At 55.5% G+C, this 15,917-nt stretch carries 13 protein-coding genes; 9 read left to right on the forward strand and 4 right to left on the reverse strand.

Annotated features, from left to right (window positions below; translation table 11 throughout):
* Positions 1 to 15 precede the first annotated feature (15 nt).
* Genes kdpB through M8Q36_RS23205 form a run of 5 tightly spaced genes read left to right on the forward strand, consistent with a single transcriptional unit; the run spans position 16 to position 6,480 of the window.
* Positions 16 to 2,064, forward strand: a complete 2,049-nt coding sequence (kdpB, locus tag M8Q36_RS23185; RefSeq protein ID WP_249882526.1) for a potassium-transporting ATPase subunit KdpB — start codon at positions 16 to 18, stop codon at positions 2,062 to 2,064.
* A 13-nt stretch (positions 2,065 to 2,077) separates the two neighbouring features.
* Positions 2,078 to 2,653, forward strand: coding sequence for a potassium-transporting ATPase subunit KdpC (kdpC, locus tag M8Q36_RS23190; protein ID WP_249882527.1), 576 nt, complete (start codon positions 2,078 to 2,080; stop codon positions 2,651 to 2,653).
* Positions 2,654 to 2,656: 3 nt separating this feature from the next.
* On the forward strand, positions 2,657 to 5,344 hold the full coding sequence (kdpD, locus tag M8Q36_RS23195; protein WP_249882528.1) for a two-component system sensor histidine kinase KdpD: 2,688 nt from the start codon (positions 2,657 to 2,659) through the stop codon (positions 5,342 to 5,344).
* Positions 5,341 to 6,018: a two-component system response regulator KdpE gene (gene kdpE / locus M8Q36_RS23200; RefSeq protein ID WP_249882529.1), complete on the forward strand. Its 678-nt coding sequence runs from the start codon at positions 5,341 to 5,343 to the stop codon at positions 6,016 to 6,018. The genes kdpD and kdpE overlap by 4 nt, the downstream gene beginning before the upstream one ends.
* Before the next feature lie 33 nt (positions 6,019 to 6,051).
* Positions 6,052 to 6,480, forward strand: a complete 429-nt coding sequence (locus M8Q36_RS23205) for an EamA family transporter (RefSeq protein WP_249882530.1) — start codon at positions 6,052 to 6,054, stop codon at positions 6,478 to 6,480.
* A gap of 51 nt (positions 6,481 to 6,531) precedes the next feature.
* On the opposite strand, the gene pgm is transcribed toward M8Q36_RS23205, so the two are convergent.
* Both pgm and seqA read right to left on the reverse strand, forming a co-directional pair.
* Positions 6,532 to 8,172 carry a phosphoglucomutase (alpha-D-glucose-1,6-bisphosphate-dependent) gene (gene pgm, locus M8Q36_RS23210; protein ID WP_249882531.1) on the reverse strand — a complete coding sequence of 547 codons (1,641 nt, stop codon included), beginning with the start codon at positions 8,170 to 8,172 and terminating at the stop codon, positions 6,532 to 6,534.
* A 24-nt stretch (positions 8,173 to 8,196) separates the two neighbouring features.
* The gene (gene seqA / locus M8Q36_RS23215; protein ID WP_065368992.1) at positions 8,197 to 8,754 is read right to left on the reverse strand and encodes a replication initiation negative regulator SeqA; all 558 of its coding nucleotides are present in this window, start codon (positions 8,752 to 8,754) and stop codon (positions 8,197 to 8,199) included.
* A gap of 182 nt (positions 8,755 to 8,936) precedes the next feature.
* Between seqA and ybfF the strand changes: the two genes are divergently transcribed.
* From ybfF to fur, 4 genes are all read left to right on the forward strand, one after another.
* Positions 8,937 to 9,710 (forward strand): esterase, encoded by a 774-nt coding sequence (gene ybfF / locus M8Q36_RS23220; RefSeq protein ID WP_249882532.1) that lies wholly within the window; start codon positions 8,937 to 8,939, stop codon positions 9,708 to 9,710.
* Positions 9,711 to 9,842: 132 nt separating this feature from the next.
* Positions 9,843 to 10,124 (forward strand): LexA regulated protein, encoded by a 282-nt coding sequence (ybfE, locus tag M8Q36_RS23225; RefSeq protein WP_017455918.1) that lies wholly within the window; start codon positions 9,843 to 9,845, stop codon positions 10,122 to 10,124.
* Between the two features lie 163 nt (positions 10,125 to 10,287).
* Complete coding sequence (fldA, locus tag M8Q36_RS23230) at positions 10,288 to 10,818, forward strand: flavodoxin FldA (RefSeq protein ID WP_170956365.1); 531 nt, start codon at positions 10,288 to 10,290, stop codon at positions 10,816 to 10,818.
* A gap of 291 nt (positions 10,819 to 11,109) precedes the next feature.
* Complete coding sequence (fur, locus tag M8Q36_RS23235) at positions 11,110 to 11,556, forward strand: ferric iron uptake transcriptional regulator (protein ID WP_007373881.1); 447 nt, start codon at positions 11,110 to 11,112, stop codon at positions 11,554 to 11,556.
* A 116-nt stretch (positions 11,557 to 11,672) separates the two neighbouring features.
* Here the strand turns inward: fur and M8Q36_RS23240 are convergent, their stop codons facing one another.
* Together M8Q36_RS23240 and chiP are read right to left on the reverse strand one after the other, a co-directional pair.
* Positions 11,673 to 14,327 carry a beta-N-acetylhexosaminidase gene (locus M8Q36_RS23240; protein ID WP_249882533.1) on the reverse strand — a complete coding sequence of 885 codons (2,655 nt, stop codon included), beginning with the start codon at positions 14,325 to 14,327 and terminating at the stop codon, positions 11,673 to 11,675.
* A 45-nt stretch (positions 14,328 to 14,372) separates the two neighbouring features.
* Positions 14,373 to 15,770 carry a chitoporin ChiP gene (chiP, locus tag M8Q36_RS23245; protein WP_249882534.1) on the reverse strand — a complete coding sequence of 466 codons (1,398 nt, stop codon included), beginning with the start codon at positions 15,768 to 15,770 and terminating at the stop codon, positions 14,373 to 14,375.
* Positions 15,771 to 15,917: the final 147 nt, after the last annotated feature.

Genomic DNA, 15,917 nt, shown 5'->3' on the forward strand with positions numbered 1-15,917 from the left:
GCGGAGACGCGTGATATGAGTCGTAAACAACTGGCGCTTTTCGAACCGAATCTTGTTCGCCAGGCGCTGATGGATTCCGTGACCAAGTTAAGCCCGCATGTGCAGTGGCGTAACCCGGTAATGTTTATTGTCTGGATTGGCAGCGTGTTAACTACCCTGCTGGCGCTGGCAATGGCGACCGGTCATCTCGACGGCAGCGCGTGGTTCACCGGTGCAGTCAGCGTGTGGCTGTGGGTGACGGTTCTGTTCGCCAACTTCGCCGAAGCGCTGGCCGAAGGCCGCAGTAAAGCGCAGGCCAACAGCCTGAAAGGGGTGAAAAAGACCGCGTTTGCCCGCAAACTTCGCGCCCCGCAGCATGACGCGCAAATCGACCACATTCCGGCGGAAGATCTGCGCAAAGGCGACATCGTGCTGGTGGAAGCAGGCGACATTATCCCCTGCGATGGCGAAGTGATCGAAGGTGGCGCGTCGGTGGATGAGAGCGCGATTACCGGGGAGTCCGCACCGGTGATTCGTGAGTCCGGCGGCGATTTCGCCTCGGTAACCGGCGGTACACGCATTCTCTCTGACTGGCTGGTGATCCAGTGCAGCGTTAACCCTGGCGAAACCTTCCTCGATCGCATGATCGCGATGGTGGAAGGCGCGCAGCGGCGTAAAACGCCGAACGAAATCGCGCTGACCATTTTGCTGGTGGCGCTGACGATTGTGTTCCTGCTGGCAACGGCAACGCTATGGCCCTTCTCCGTGTACGGCGGCACGCCGGTGAGTGTCACCGTGCTGGTTGCCCTGCTGGTGTGTCTGATCCCAACCACTATCGGCGGACTGCTTTCCGCGATTGGCGTCGCGGGGATGAGCCGCATGCTGGGGGCAAACGTGATTGCCACCAGCGGTCGCGCGGTGGAAGCGGCGGGCGATGTCGATGTGTTATTGCTGGATAAAACCGGCACCATCACGCTGGGTAACCGCCAGGCGTCAGACTTCCTGCCCGCCCGGGGCGTGGATGAAAAAACGCTGGCCGATGCCGCGCAGCTCTCCTCGCTGGCGGACGAAACGCCGGAAGGCCGCAGTATTGTTATTTTGGCGAAACAGCGCTTTAACCTGCGCGAGCGCGACATGCAGAGTCTGCAAGCGACTTTTGTGCCGTTCACCGCACAAACCCGGATGAGCGGGATTAACGTGCAGGACCGGATGATCCGCAAAGGTTCCGTCGATGCCATTCGCCGCCATATCGAAGCGAATGGCGGTCAGTTCCCGGCTGATGTCGAAGCGCTGGTCGAACGCGTGGCGCGCCAGGGCGCAACGCCGCTGGTGGTTGCCGAAGGGGCAAAAGTGCTGGGCGTGATTGCGCTGAAAGATATCGTCAAAGGCGGCATAAAAGAGCGTTTTGCCCAGTTACGCAAAATGGGTATTAAAACGGTGATGATCACCGGTGATAACCGCCTGACCGCCGCCGCGATTGCCGCTGAAGCGGGTGTCGACGATTTTCTGGCCGAAGCGACACCGGAAGCCAAACTGGCGCTGATCCGCCAGTATCAGGCAGAAGGCCGGCTGGTAGCGATGACCGGCGATGGCACTAACGACGCCCCCGCGCTGGCGCAGGCGGATGTGGCGGTCGCGATGAACTCCGGTACGCAGGCGGCGAAAGAAGCGGGCAACATGGTGGATTTGGATTCCAACCCCACCAAGCTGATTGAAGTGGTGCATATCGGCAAACAGATGCTGATGACGCGTGGTTCGCTGACCACCTTCAGTATCGCTAACGATGTGGCGAAGTACTTCGCCATTATCCCGGCAGCGTTTGCGGCGACCTATCCGCAACTGAATATGCTCAACGTGATGCACCTGCACTCCCCGGCGTCGGCGATTTTGAGTGCCGTTATTTTTAACGCGCTGGTGATTGTGTTTCTGATCCCGCTGGCATTGAAAGGGGTGAGCTACAAACCGCTGACCGCCTCTGCCATGCTGCGTCGCAACCTGTGGATCTACGGGCTGGGCGGTTTGATCGTGCCGTTTATTGGCATCAAAGCGATCGACCTTATTCTCACGCTGTTCGGCCTGGTGTAAGAGGAAGATAAAAATGGCTTTATTACGTCCCGCATTTCTGCTTTTGATACTCTTTACCCTGATTACCGGCGGGCTTTATCCGCTGCTGACTACCGCGCTGGGGCAGTGGTGGTTTCACGATCAGGCCAATGGATCACTTATCCGTGAAGGCAACAACGTGCGTGGCTCTCGCCTGTTAGGCCAGGATTTTACCCAGCCGGGATATTTTCATGGTCGCCCTTCCGCCACGGCGGACGCGCCTTATAATCCTATGGCGTCCGGCGGCAGTAACCTGGCGGGCAGCAACCCGGAGCTGGATAAAGAAGTGGCGCAGCGCGTCGCGCAACTGCGGGCCGACAACCCGCAAGCGGATACGCATGTACCAGTAGAACTCATTACCACTTCAGCCAGCGGCCTTGATGGGCAGTTATCTCCGCAGGCTGCGGAATGGCAGATCCCGCGGGTGGCGCAAGCGCGTAACCTACCGGTGCAGGTGGTGGCGAAACTGGTGGCACAGCACACTTCAACGCCGCTGGTGAATTTTATCGGCCAACCGGTGGTGAATGTGGTGGAACTTAATCTGGCGCTGGATGCGCTCAAGGACAAATAAAGCATGACTGATGAGCCTTTGCGCCCCAATCCCGACCGCCTGCTGGAGCATGCCGCTACCGCGCACCGGGGCAAGCTGAAAGTCTTTTTTGGCGCCTGCGCCGGGGTGGGGAAAACCTTTGCGATGCTGCAGGAAGCACAGCGACTGCGGGCGCAAGGGCTGGATATTCTGATTGGCGTCGTGGAAACCCACGGCCGAAAAGAGACCGCCGCGCTGCTGGAGGGGCTGGCAACGCAGCCCGCCCGGCGTATTCACCATCGCGGACGCTTAATTCAGGAGTTTGATCTGGACGCCGCCCTTGCGCGGCGTCCGGCGCTTATTTTGATGGACGAACTGGCGCACAGTAACGCGCCCGGCTCGCGCCATCCGAAACGCTGGCAGGATGTCGAAGAGCTGCTGGAAGCGGGAATTGATGTTTTTACCACCGTCAACGTTCAGCACCTTGAAAGCCTGAACGATGTGGTCAGCGGCGTGACTGGCATTCAGGTGCGCGAAACGGTGCCGGATCCTTTCTTTGATAGCGCCGATGAAGTGGTGCTGGTGGATTTACCGCCGGATGATCTGCGCCAGCGTCTGCACGAAGGCAAAGTCTATATTGGCGGTCAGGCGGAACGCGCGATTGAACACTTCTTCCGTAAAGGCAACCTGATTGCCCTGCGCGAACTGGCGCTGCGCCGCACAGCCGATCGCGTGGATGACCAAATGCGCGCCTGGCGTGACCGCCAGGGCGAAGAAAAAGTCTGGCACACGCGCGATGCGATTTTGCTTTGCGTCGGCCACGGCGCAGGCAATGAGAAGCTGATCCGCACTGCCGCACGCCTGGCGGCCAAGCTCGGCAGCGCCTGGCATGCGGTATATGTCGAAACCCCAACGTTGCATAAACTGCCGGAGCCGCAGCGGCGGGCGATTTTAAGTTCGCTGCGCCTGGCGCAGGAGCTGGGCGCAGAAACCGCCACCCTTTCCGATCCGGCGGAAGACCGCGCCATTTTGCGTTACGCGCGCGAACATAATCTCGGCAAAATTCTGATTGGCAGACGCAACAAACGCCACTGGTGGAGCCGGGAATCCTTTGCCGACAGGCTCGCCAGGCGCGCGCCGGATCTCGACCTGGTGATTATCGCGCTGGAAGATGCGCCAACTCCCCTGCCCGCCCGCGCCGGGGATGTGCGACCGTTTATGGATCGCTTTCGCGTGCAGCTTAAAGGCTGCGTTGTCGCGCTTGCGCTTTGCGCCGCCATTACGTTAATTGCCATGCAGTGGCTGACGGCGTTTGATGCCGCCAACCTGGTGATGATCTATCTGCTTGGCGTGGTGCTGGTGGCGCTGTTTTTTGGCCGCTGGCCCTCCGCTTTCGCCACAGTCATTAACGTTGTCAGCTTCGATCTCTTTTTCATTGCCCCGCGAGGCACGCTGGCGGTGTCCGATGTGCAGTACCTGCTGACCTTTGGCGTAATGCTGACGGTAGGCCTGGTGATTGGTAACCTGACGGCGGGGGTTCGTTACCAGGCGCGCGTGGCGCGCTACCGGGAGCAGCGCACCCGCCATCTGTATGAGATGTCAAAAGCGCTGGCGGTTGGGCGTAGCAATCAGGATATCGCCGCGACCAGCGAAACCTTTATCCACTCCACTTTTAATGCGCGCAGCAAACTGCTGCTGCCGGACAGCCACGGCCAGTTAGCGGCCGTGACGCAGACGCACGGCATGACGCCGTGGGATGACGCCATCGCCCGCTGGAGTTTTGATAAAGGCCAGCCAGCCGGTGCGGGCACCGATACGCTGCCCGGCGTGCCGTATCAAATTTTGCCGCTAAAAAGCGATCAAAAAACCCATGGCTTGTTGATTGTTGAACCGGCTAATCTGCGCCAGTTAATGATCCCGGAACAGCAGCGCCTGCTGGAAACCTTCACCCTGCTGGTCGCCAGCGCGCTGGAGCGCCAGGCATTAGCCACCAGCGAAGAGCAGGCGCGGCTTGCCAGCGAGCGCGAAAGCATTCGCAACTCGCTGCTGGCGGCGCTGTCTCACGATCTGCGCACGCCGCTGACCGTGCTGTTTGGTCAGGCGGAGATCCTCACACTGGATCTGGCGAGCGAAGGTTCAGCACATGCGCCGCAAGCCAACGAAATCCGCCAGCACGTGCTGAACACCACGCGGCTGGTGAACAATTTGCTGGATATGGCGCGCATCCAGTCTGGCGGCTTTAACCTGAAAAAAGAGTGGCTGACCCTCGAAGAAGTGATTGGCAGCGCGTTGCGAACGCTGGAGCCAGGGCTTGGCGGCCAGCATATTGCGCTCAACCTGCCCGACCCGCTGATGCTGGTACATGTTGACGGTCCATTGTTTGAACGCGTGCTGATTAATCTGCTGGAAAATGCGGTGAAATATGCCGGGCATCGCGCCGAAATCGGCATTACCGCGCACAGCACACCGGATCAGCTAACGCTGGATGTCTGGGATAACGGGCCGGGGATCCCCGCAGGTCAGGAAGCGGCGATTTTCGATAAATTCGCCCGCGGGACCAAAGAGTCTGCCATTCCCGGCGTTGGGCTGGGGCTGGCGATTTGCCAGGCGATTGTTGAGGTGCATGGCGGCACCATCGCCGCCCATAACCGCCCACAAGGCGGCGCGCTGTTTTGTGTTACACTTCCACGGGAAACACCGCCGCAACTGGATGAATTACCTGAGGATCTGTGATCAACGTTCTGATTGTTGAAGATGAACAAGCTATCCGCCGTTTTCTGCGTACCGCGCTGGAAGCCGAAGGGCTGCGCGTCCATGAAGCAGAAACACTTCAGCGCGGGTTAATTGAAGCCGCCACCCGCAAGCCGGATCTGGTGATCCTTGATTTAGGGTTGCCGGACGGTGACGGGCTCGACTTTATTCGTGATCTGCGCCAGTGGAGCAAAATGCCAGTGATTGTGCTCTCCGCACGTACAGAAGAGAGCGACAAAATCGCCGCGCTGGATGCGGGTGCCGACGATTATCTCAGCAAGCCGTTTGGCATTGGCGAATTGCAGGCGCGCCTGCGCGTCGCGCTGCGCCGCCATGCCGCAACCGCACCCGATGAACCGGTGGTCACGTTTTCGGATATCCGCGTCGATCTGGCTAACCGCCGCATTCAACGCGGTGAGGAAGAGCTTCATCTCACGCCGATTGAGTTTCGCCTGCTGGCGGTGCTGCTCAATAACCACGGGAAAGTCCTGACGCAGCGCCAGCTGCTTAGCCAGGTGTGGGGCCCGAATGCTGTGGAACACAGCCATTACCTGCGTATTTATATGGGGCATCTGCGGCAAAAGCTGGAGGTCGATCCGGCGCGCCCTCGCCATTTACTGACGGAAACAGGTATCGGCTACCGGTTTATGCTCTGACGGCGTATCCTTCTGATTTTTGGGAGGGGAATTATGAGTGCCTGGTTAATTTATGCCTTGCTGTCGGCGCTGACCGCCGCGCTGGTCGCCATTTTCGGCAAAATCGGTTTACAACATCTTGATGCCAATACCGCCACCGCCATCCGTGCGGTGGTGATGGCGATTTTTCTGTTTGGCGTGGTGGTGGTTCAGGGCAAGCTGTCGCTGATTTCGACGGTATTCGCCGATAAAAAAGCGCTGCTGTTTGTGGTACTAAGCGGCGTGGCCGGTGCGCTGTCGTGGCTGTTCTACTTTATGGCGATCAAAACCGGGAATGTGTCGCGCGTGGCGCCGATTGATAAGCTCAGCGTGGTATTTGCGGTGATTCTGGCGGTAGTGCTGTTTGGCGAGAAGGTTTCTCTGATTTCTGGCGCGGGTGTCGCGCTGATCACTGCCGGGGCGCTGATGGTGGCGCTGGGGTAATCGCTAACAGGCTGTAAAAAGGCTCCCGAGGGAGCCTTTTCTTTTCAGCGCTTAGGCGTTTTTCAGCACTTCGCTGACAATCTCTACCGCTTCTTTTTCGATCTGCTTACGGTGTTCAGCACCGAGGAAGCTTTCACAGTAGATTTTGTAGGCGTCTTCAGTGCCTGACGGACGCGCGGCGAACCAGCCGTTGTCGGTCATCACTTTCAACCCACCAATCGATGCGCCGTTGCCCGGTGCAGCGGTAAGACGCGCGGTGATCGGATCACCAGCGAGCGTGCTGGCGCTAACCATTTCCGGGGAAAGCTTAGACAGTGCCGCTTTCTGTGCAGAAGTGGCAGAAGCCTGCAAACGGTTGTAGCTCGGCGCACCGAAACGTTCTGCCAGCTCATCGTAGTGCTGCTGCGGGTTTTTCCCGGTGACGGCGGTGATTTCCGCAGCCAGCAGGCACATGATGATACCGTCTTTATCCGTTGACCACGGTGTGCCGTCGAAACGCAGGAAAGAAGCACCCGCGCTCTCTTCGCCGCCGAAGCCGAAGCTGCCATCGTGCAGACCATCAACAAACCATTTAAAGCCGACCGGGACTTCCACCAGCTTACGACCGAGGTCATTCACTACGCGGTCGATCATTGCCGAAGAAACCAGCGTCTTACCGACGGCAACATCTTTGCCCCACTGCGGACGGTGCTGGAACAGGTAATTGATCGCCACTGCCAGGTAGTGGTTCGGGTTCATCAGGCCAGCCGGTGTAACAATGCCGTGACGGTCGTAGTCCGGATCGTTGGCGAAGGCCAGATCGAATTTGTCACGTAGCGCCAGCAAGCCCGCCATAGCGCACTCGGAGGAGCAATCCATACGGATAACGCCATCTTTATCGAGATGCATAAAGCGGAACGTCTGATCGACCTGATCGTTAACGATGGTCAAATCCAGCTTGTAGTGCTCAGCAATGCGTTTCCAGTATTCGATACCGGAGCCACCCAGCGGGTCGACGCCCAGCTTCAGGCCCGCTTTCTGGATAGCCGCCATATCAACGATATCCGCCAGCCCTTCAATAAACGGCTGTACCAGATCTTTTTCCGTCACATGACCGGACGCCAGCGCGGCATCCAGCGTAATGCGTTTTACGCCTTTCAGGCCGTCTGCCAGCAGTGCGTTAGCGCGATCTTCCACCACTTTGGTGACGTTAGTGTCCGCCGGGCCGCCGTTCGGTGGGTTGTATTTGATACCACCATCTTCCGGTGGGTTATGCGACGGCGTAATAACGATACCGTCCGCCTGCGCGCCGCCGTTTTTGTTGTGAACCAGGATAGCGTTTGAGATGGCAGGCGTTGGCGTAAAGCCGTTATTTTCCTGCACGATAATGTCTACACCGTTGGCTGCCAGCACTTCCAGCACAGAGATAAACGCCGGTTCAGACAGCGCGTGGGTATCTTTACCCACATAGCACGGGCCGGTAATACCGTTTTTCGCACGCTCTTCGGCGATAGCCTGAGCGATGGCGAGGATATGTTGCTCGTTGAAGCTGTGGCGACCTGCGCTGCCACGGTGGCCGGATGTTCCGAACTTCACCGCATGTTCTGAATTTCCGACTTCCGGTTTCAGCACGTAATACTGCGCAGTAAGCTGAGCGACGTTGATCAAATCGCTCTGTTGTGCAGGTTGCCCCGCACGCGGATGGTTAGCCATTGCCTGGTCCTTTCAATGCAAGGATTAAATTGTGCCGCAAACTTTTTCAATCAATTCCGCGGGGAACTGCATTGATTGCATGATGTGCTCGATCATGCTGCATTTACGACCCGTATTGGTGTTGGTGATGACCCAGTAAGGGGTGTTCGGCACCTGTTTCGGCTTGGTTTGATTGCCGTTTTGCAAAAGCGTTTGCTCGTTCGCGGCAAAGTATACGCGGGTGCGCCCATGCAGAGACTCGGTGGATTCCGTAAACCCTTTTTCATCCAGTAAGTAGAGTGTAGACAGCACCAGCAGGAAACGATTCACCGCCTTTTTCTGCTCGGCGTATTCATCAGACAGAAGCAGCTCGCGAACGGCACGGACTTTGTCTTTGGCGGTGTTTGTCGGTTTAACCCCTTCAACGGTGCTGACAGTACGCGTCTCTTTTACCGGCGCGAGGGAAGCGGCAGGCTGTGATGATTGAGGAACGGCGGAAAATTTTAACATGCGCCGTAAAATGTCGGATGCGCTCTCGCCAATGTGCTTCGTGTGGCTGGCAATATAACTGTAGAGCTCATCATCAACTTCGATCGTTTTCATCTTAATCCAGTGCGATATCTTATCTGAATACAAGTGTTGGGATTATAAAGTGAAATCTCAACAGCGGATAGCGTCAAACCAGGATGGCGGCAAAAGTAAGAGTAATTCTTAACCTTGCGGCCGGGCGGCAGAATGTTCAACATAATAACCTAACCCGAATCAGTGAAAAAAAGAACTTTGCCATGAAATTGAATACGCGCGCGCAAACTGCGCAACATCCGCACAACAATTATCCGATCGTCCTTGTTCACGGTCTTTTTGGTAGCCTCGATAACCTTGGCGTGCTCGCCCGTGAGCTGGTTCAGGATCATGATGTGTTGCAAGTGGATATGCGTAACCACGGTCTTTCAGAACGTGCTTCAGAAATGAACTACCCGGCAATGGCGCAGGATCTGCTGGATACACTGGACGCTCATCAGCTCGACAAAGCGACCTTTATTGGCCACTCCATGGGCGGTAAAGCCGTGATGGCGTTAACAGCGCTCGCGCCGGAGCGAATTGATCAACTGGTGGCGATTGATATTGCGCCTGTGGATTACCAGGTGCGCCGCCATGACGAAATTTTTGCCGCCATCAACGCGGTCAGTGATGCAGAAGCATCCACTCGTCAGCAAGCTGCAACCCTGATGCGTGAACATATAAATGAAGAAGGTGTCATTCAGTTCCTGCTGAAATCCTTTGTCGACGGCACGTGGCGTTTCAACGTGCCGGTGTTATGGGAGCAATACCCGCATATTGTCGGCTGGGAAACGGTTCCGGCATGGGACAAACCGGCCCTGTTTGTTCGCGGTGGAAACTCCCCTTACGTCACTGAAGCCTACCGTGACACGCTGCTGGCGCAGTTCCCACAGGCGCGTGCGCATGTTATTGCCGGAGCCGGCCATTGGGTTCATGCCGAGAAACCCGACGCCGTTTTGCGCGCTATCCGTCGTTATCTCGCTGAAAAGACGAATTGATTAAAAAGGCGGCGACTGGTCGTTTCAACGCGCCCGGTCGTTGGCGTGTCCGTTGTGCTGATGTATGATGGCGCGCTATTCAGCCCGGGCGCGCCGCCCGATTGCTTGTTTTTCCCGTAGTATGCTTAGACCATGGCTAAAGAACAAACGGACCGTACGACACTAGATCTGTTCGCGAATGAGCGTCGCCCGGGACGGCCGAAGACAAACCCGCTCTCGCGCGATGAACAGTTGCGCATCAACAAACGCAATCAGCTAAAACGCGATAAAGTTCGTGGGCTTAAGCGTGTCGAATTAAAACTCAACGTGGAAGCCGTCGATGCGTTAAACGAGCTGGCGGAAGCGCGTGATATGAGTCGCAGCGAGCTTATCGAAGAGATGCTGCTGGCGCAGCTGAAGGCATTGCGCGGCTAGCGAATCCTCCGAAACATCATCGAAATAACACTTTCATGTGTCATACAGTGCAGTCCGACGCGATAGCAGTTTCCGCGTGCTTCCCTGTTCTGCTATGATTGCCCTTATCTGTGGGCGTAGCGCCACCACCATACTCATTAAGTTTCAAGAGGTTATTTTACTCATGGCAATTACAGGCATTTTCTTCGGCAGCGACACCGGTAACACCGAAAACATCGCGAAAATGATTCAGAGTCAGCTTGGTAAAGACGTTGCCGACGTACATGACATTGCCAAGAGCAGCAAAGAAGATATCGAAGGGTATGACATTCTGTTGCTCGGCATTCCTACCTGGTACTATGGTGAAGCGCAGTGCGACTGGGATGACTTTTTCCCGACGCTGGAAGAGATCGACTTTAACGGTAAATTAGTTGCGCTGTTCGGCTGTGGCGACCAGGAAGATTACGCGGAATATTTCTGCGATGCGTTGGGCACCATCCGCGATATCATCGAACCGCGCGGCGCGACCATCGTTGGTCACTGGCCGACGGCGGGCTACCATTTTGAAGCCTCTAAAGGTCTCGCGGACGACGACCATTTCGTTGGCCTGGCAATTGACGAAGACCGTCAACCCGAGATGACCTCAGAACGCGTACAGAAATGGGTAAAACAGGTTCGTGAAGAGCTGCACCTGGACGATATCATTAACGCCTGATTTTTTACGGCGTAATCTGTGGGTTACGCCGTATTAATAGATAAAAGCAATGGAAATAATTGCTACAAATTTTTAACTTTTTTCTCCATCGCTGTACAATGAGCCCTGCTAAACTGGGTGCCGTCGCAAAGGACTTTGCTGGCGACACCACGTTTTATAAGCTTACTTTACTTGAGGGCTTGCAGTTTTCATCCAGCCATGGCAGTTCTATAATGAGACGCATTACCCCAGGTGCATTCCTTATAACTTCCGCTAAGGAAGTGAATCGTATAGCAACAGGACAGATTCCGCATGACTGACAACAATACCGCATTAAAGAAGGCCGGCCTGAAAGTCACGCTTCCTCGATTAAAAATCCTTGAAGTGCTTCAGGAACCGGATAACCATCATGTCAGTGCGGAAGATTTATACAAACGACTGATCGACATGGGCGAAGAGATCGGGCTGGCAACGGTTTACCGTGTACTGAACCAGTTTGACGACGCCGGGATTGTGACCCGTCATAACTTCGAAGGCGGCAAGTCCGTTTTTGAACTGACTCAGCAACATCACCACGATCACCTGATCTGCCTCGATTGCGGCAAGGTGATTGAATTCAGTGATGACTCCATTGAAGCGCGTCAGCGTGAAATCGCCGCGAAACACGGCATTCGCCTGACTAACCACAGTCTTTACCTTTACGGCCACTGCGCCGAAGGTGACTGCCGCGAAGATGAACACGCGCACGACGCGAAATAACAGCTTTTGAAGCCTAAAAAGCCAACCTGACGGTTGGCTTTTTTTTGCCTGCAATACCGGCTCTGAAAGAAAAAACCCGGCAAGCTCGCGCCGCCGGGTTTAATCACTGCCTCACATTACGCTTTTACGCTGTCGACACGGCTAAAGCGTTTGCCGTCCGGGCTGGCAGTGCGCACCTGCACTTCCCCGCTCACTTGCGGACGCGCTTTATCGTCGTAGCGCTGCCAGTTTTTGCCGCCGTCGGTTGAGAACTCAACCACCATGCCTGGGAAGCTGGTATTGGCTTCAAGTTTCCCACCCACCACGCGCGCGCCCGGTACTGGCAGGCGGTAATGAACACCAGCCTTATCCAGTTTCGCCAGTTCGCGATGCCCTAACAGGTTCGCAAAGCGTTGCCAGTCACGTTCCAGCGCTTTCACATCCACCAGATGTGTCACGCCGCCTTTGTATTCACGTCCGGCTTTGTAATCCTGCTCCCAGTTGGCGCGGTGCCATGCACGTTCAGCCACCGAAACCATACGCGGATAAATCATGTACTCCATCTGGTTATCGGTGCGCACCACCTCGCTCCACAACTGCGCGGAAAGACCATACGCGCCCGGCCACGGTTTGTCGGACTTCGCGCTAAAGGGGTTGCCATCGCGATCGAGCGAGGTTTCCGCGTTCTGCGGCATGTTGTCCGGGGCGAAGCTGAAAATCTTACGTTCATCGCTAAAACGCGTGCCCCAGTAGTAGCCGCTTTCCGCCGGATTGACCTCATTCGGGAAGTCGAGATACACGTAATCAGGGTTGGAGACGACTACACGGAAGCCTTTGTTCGCCCAGTCATTCACCGAGTCAAAACCGCCCCAGTAGAGCGTATCCCAGAAGTTAACATTGACGTGATCGGTGGCGAACACCGACGCGTCTTTGGCATCTTTCAGACCGTCCTGCCACGCCTGCATAGTATCAATGCCGTGCGCTTTCACCAGCTTGCTGACTTCCACGCCGAAATAGCTGGAGAGATGTTCAACATCGGCAACTTTGCCCTCTTTGATCATCGCCTGGCAGGCTTGCGATTTCGCCCATGGCTTATCCTGATTGCTCTGATCGATAATGCCTTTGCCCGCTTCCGGTTTTTTCTGATCCGTATAACCTGCGCCCAGATAGATATTTTTCGCTTCGTCACCGCCAAAATGCCAGGTATTCAGCGGCAGCCCGGCTTCTTTATGCATTTGCTGGATTTCGCCAATCACTTTGTCCACAAAGTTACGCGACGAATCAAGGCACGGATTGAGATAGCCGGTACGGTTATAGAACTGCACACCGGTGGTGTTCGAGGTGTCTGTCGGATCCAGCAGACGATATTGATTCGCCTCTTTCTCTTTGCCCGCTTTCATCAGGCGATCATAACGCGCTTCCATTGAGATCACCGCTGCACGTGCATGAGCTGGCATATCGATTTCCGGGATCACTTCAATCTGCCGCGCTTTGGCATATTTGAGGATTTCAATATAATCCGCACGGCTAAAGTGGCCGCTGCCGTTGTTATTGCTGTCCGGCCCGGAGCCCAGCTGTGGCAACAGGCACGTTTTCTCACTCAAATCATGACAACGCTTACTGCCTATATCGGTCAGTTCTGGCAGGCCGGGGATCTCAATGCGCCAGCCTTCATCATCCGTGAGATGGAAATGGAATTTGTTGAGTTTGTACGCTGACATCTGATCCAACAGGCGCAGCACCGCCGCTTTGCTGTGGAAGTTGCGACCGACATCCAGCTGAATGCCACGATAGTCAAAACGCGGCGCATCTTTCGCTTCAAGCGCGGCAATCTTCATCTCGCCCGTAGCAGGAACGAGCGACATCAGCGATTGCAGACCGTAGAACACGCCCGCCTGATCGTAGCCGGTCACCACGGTTTCTTTCGCGCCAATATGTAACTGGTAAGCGCCAGAAACCGCCTCATCGCCGCTAAAGGCGTTGCTGGCAATTTCAGTCCGCAGCGGATAACTGCCCTCTTTCACCCCCAGCAAGGCAAAACGCGATTTCACCGCGTCTTGAGCATCGGCACTGAGTGCTGAGAGATCCAGCTTCACACCCTTACTCAGGTCGACATCCTGCCCGTGGATGTTAACGTGCTGTGGCGTTGGCACAATTTGGCCACGCAGCGACGCGAGATTTAGCGTTTTCACATCGCTATTTTTCTCAAAGCGCGCCTCGGCAGTCATCAGGATATTTTTGTCGTCCGGCGTACGTTTCCACTGATTATCAAGCGGTGTAACGAAGCGGGATAAATCTTCCGTATCCGTATTGGCAATGACTTTCGCCGTCACGCCGTCAGCGGTGACGTACCAGCGCGGCAACACATCGGTGATAAACAACTGCCAGTATTCATTGACAATCGGGATCTCTATCGCTTGCCTGGCCGGGAAACCGGTAAATTTGTCGGTCGGTTCCAGCTTATGCAGGTCGCCCATAATGTGGGTTACTTTGAACTGATTGTTTGCTACCTCCAGCACCGGGCGAATGCTGTGAAAATAGATGGCCCACGCGTTGTCGGTTACCGCGTCGCCATTATTGGTCAGCGTGATCACCGCTTTGTTGCAGGAGGCCCAATCGGCGCCGAGCTTCGCGCAGTCAACGCCGTGTTGCGCGGCGAAATTATCTTTCACCGCATAGTTAAGATGAAACTGGCTGATAGCATCCACGGTACTCTGATTCGCCAGCGCCGCAGTGCTGCCCAGCATCGCCAGTACGGCACTGGCGAGCATACTTAAACGAACTGTTTTCATTACGTATTCCTTGTAGTTTGCCGGGCCGAACCCGGCATGCGCTCATCAGAAAATGGTAAACGGTGCGATAACCATAAACTTCACATCGCGCTCATCCTGGAAGATGTTGCCATAACCGCCGCTGTAGCTCGGGATGTCGGAATGGTTGTCGTACTGGGTGAAGTGCAATTTGAACATCGTGCCTTTCGCACGCCCTTCCTGCAGGGTGTAAATCGCATCGAGGCTGTAAGAAGACTCTTTCAGGCGATAGTTCGGATCGTAATAGGCATCTGGCGTTGCCATATCTGCGGGTTTCGCATCCCAGGCGTAAGCGTAAGACGCACCCACCGTCCAGCCCGGCAGGTTCCAGTTTTTCAGGTCGTACATCGCACCGAAAAACACCGCTTTTTCACCGTTGGCGTTAAAGTCAGAGCGGTTATCCCACCAGATATCCAGCCGACCGTTGGATGAAGCATAAGTCGGCGTCATACGTTGCAGGAAGTAGCCCTGCTGGCCATCCGCTTTTACCCACGTTCCTTCCAGACGCAGATCGACCTGCCCCACTTTGTAGCCAAATGTCAGTGCCTGCAGCCACGCCGTGCCGTCATAAATATCGTTTACGCCGCCATTACTGACTTTGTCGCGCGTGCCGTAGAACTGGTAACTGGTGCTCAGCGGGCTGCCCGCAATATCGAATTTGTAGCTGGCTTTTGCGAAATATTGATCGACATAACCCTGAGCCTGACCAAATGCGGCTTCAAGGATCAGATCGTTTTTAAAGTCATATTTCGCGCCAACCGAATGCAGGTAATCAACTTTGGTTTTTTTATCGTTTTGATAGAACTTGTCCATCTCGATATGCCACGGCGATTTGTACTCGTTGGTCCACATGTAGGAGAAACTCAACGCCCCGGCATCGCTGTAGTCAAAATTCGCCCCGGCTTCAGCGCCCTGATAAGTGCCTGGCATAAAGCTCCAGTGCGGCGCTAACAGCGTCTGGCCGGTTGGCTGGATGTAACCCGCACGCGCCCATACCGGGCCATATTTAAATTTCGCCGCGGCTTTATACAGGCTGACCCCGCTCTTATCACCTGACCAGTCTTCTTTGTAGGCTTTATTGCTGGAGGAGAAAGCGATTTCGTTCGGGTGCGCGCTGTCACCGTTTTCCGCCATCTCGATGGCGGTGAAGGCAGCAATATCCAGACCAAACATATCGGCGGCGTAACCGGACTGGAAATCCAGGTTCGCGTTCCATGTTGAGTGGGAAAGGTTGGTTTTGTATTTATCTTCCAGAACATCTTTGCGGTCACGTTCACGCTGCCAGTAATAGATACCGCCGGTGAGCGTGGAATCATCGATAAAGCCTGCTGCATGAGCCTGTGGAGAGACAACCCAGCCCGACATTGCTGTGACACCGGCGATTGCCAGCGCCAGCGTACTACGTTTGCCACTAAACGTACGCATGTGTGATTCCTTCTAGACGTATTAAAAAATCGCCGGAGATGACGAAAAAAGGTCAAATAGTTTAGGTAGTTACGAAAACCCCCGAATTCACTACCGGCTTAAGACTATTTTTCGCGACGCGAATTATCAATGTTTTTTAGCGGCAAA

This window comes from Kosakonia sp. R1.Fl (genome assembly GCF_023516815.1).
Classification (GTDB): Bacteria; Pseudomonadota; Gammaproteobacteria; order Enterobacterales; family Enterobacteriaceae; genus Kosakonia.

What these genes read in the sequence shown, in the direction of transcription:
- kdpB (WP_249882526.1), top strand. Translation starts at nt 16, where the DNA reads ATGAGTCGTAAACAACTGGCGCTTTTCGAACCGAATCTTGTTCGCCAG.
- kdpC (WP_249882527.1), top strand. Translation starts at nt 2,078, where the DNA reads ATGGCTTTATTACGTCCCGCATTTCTGCTTTTGATACTCTTTACCCTG.
- kdpD (WP_249882528.1), top strand. Translation starts at nt 2,657, where the DNA reads ATGACTGATGAGCCTTTGCGCCCCAATCCCGACCGCCTGCTGGAGCAT.
- M8Q36_RS23205 (WP_249882530.1), top strand. Translation starts at nt 6,052, where the DNA reads ATGAGTGCCTGGTTAATTTATGCCTTGCTGTCGGCGCTGACCGCCGCG.
- pgm (WP_249882531.1), bottom strand. Translation starts at nt 8,172, where the DNA reads ATGGCTAACCATCCGCGTGCGGGGCAACCTGCACAACAGAGCGATTTG.
- seqA (WP_065368992.1), bottom strand. Translation starts at nt 8,754, where the DNA reads ATGAAAACGATCGAAGTTGATGATGAGCTCTACAGTTATATTGCCAGC.
- ybfF (WP_249882532.1), top strand. Translation starts at nt 8,937, where the DNA reads ATGAAATTGAATACGCGCGCGCAAACTGCGCAACATCCGCACAACAAT.
- ybfE (WP_017455918.1), top strand. Translation starts at nt 9,843, where the DNA reads ATGGCTAAAGAACAAACGGACCGTACGACACTAGATCTGTTCGCGAAT.
- fldA (WP_170956365.1), top strand. Translation starts at nt 10,288, where the DNA reads ATGGCAATTACAGGCATTTTCTTCGGCAGCGACACCGGTAACACCGAA.
- fur (WP_007373881.1), top strand. Translation starts at nt 11,110, where the DNA reads ATGACTGACAACAATACCGCATTAAAGAAGGCCGGCCTGAAAGTCACG.
- M8Q36_RS23240 (WP_249882533.1), bottom strand. Translation starts at nt 14,327, where the DNA reads ATGAAAACAGTTCGTTTAAGTATGCTCGCCAGTGCCGTACTGGCGATG.
- chiP (WP_249882534.1), bottom strand. Translation starts at nt 15,770, where the DNA reads ATGCGTACGTTTAGTGGCAAACGTAGTACGCTGGCGCTGGCAATCGCC.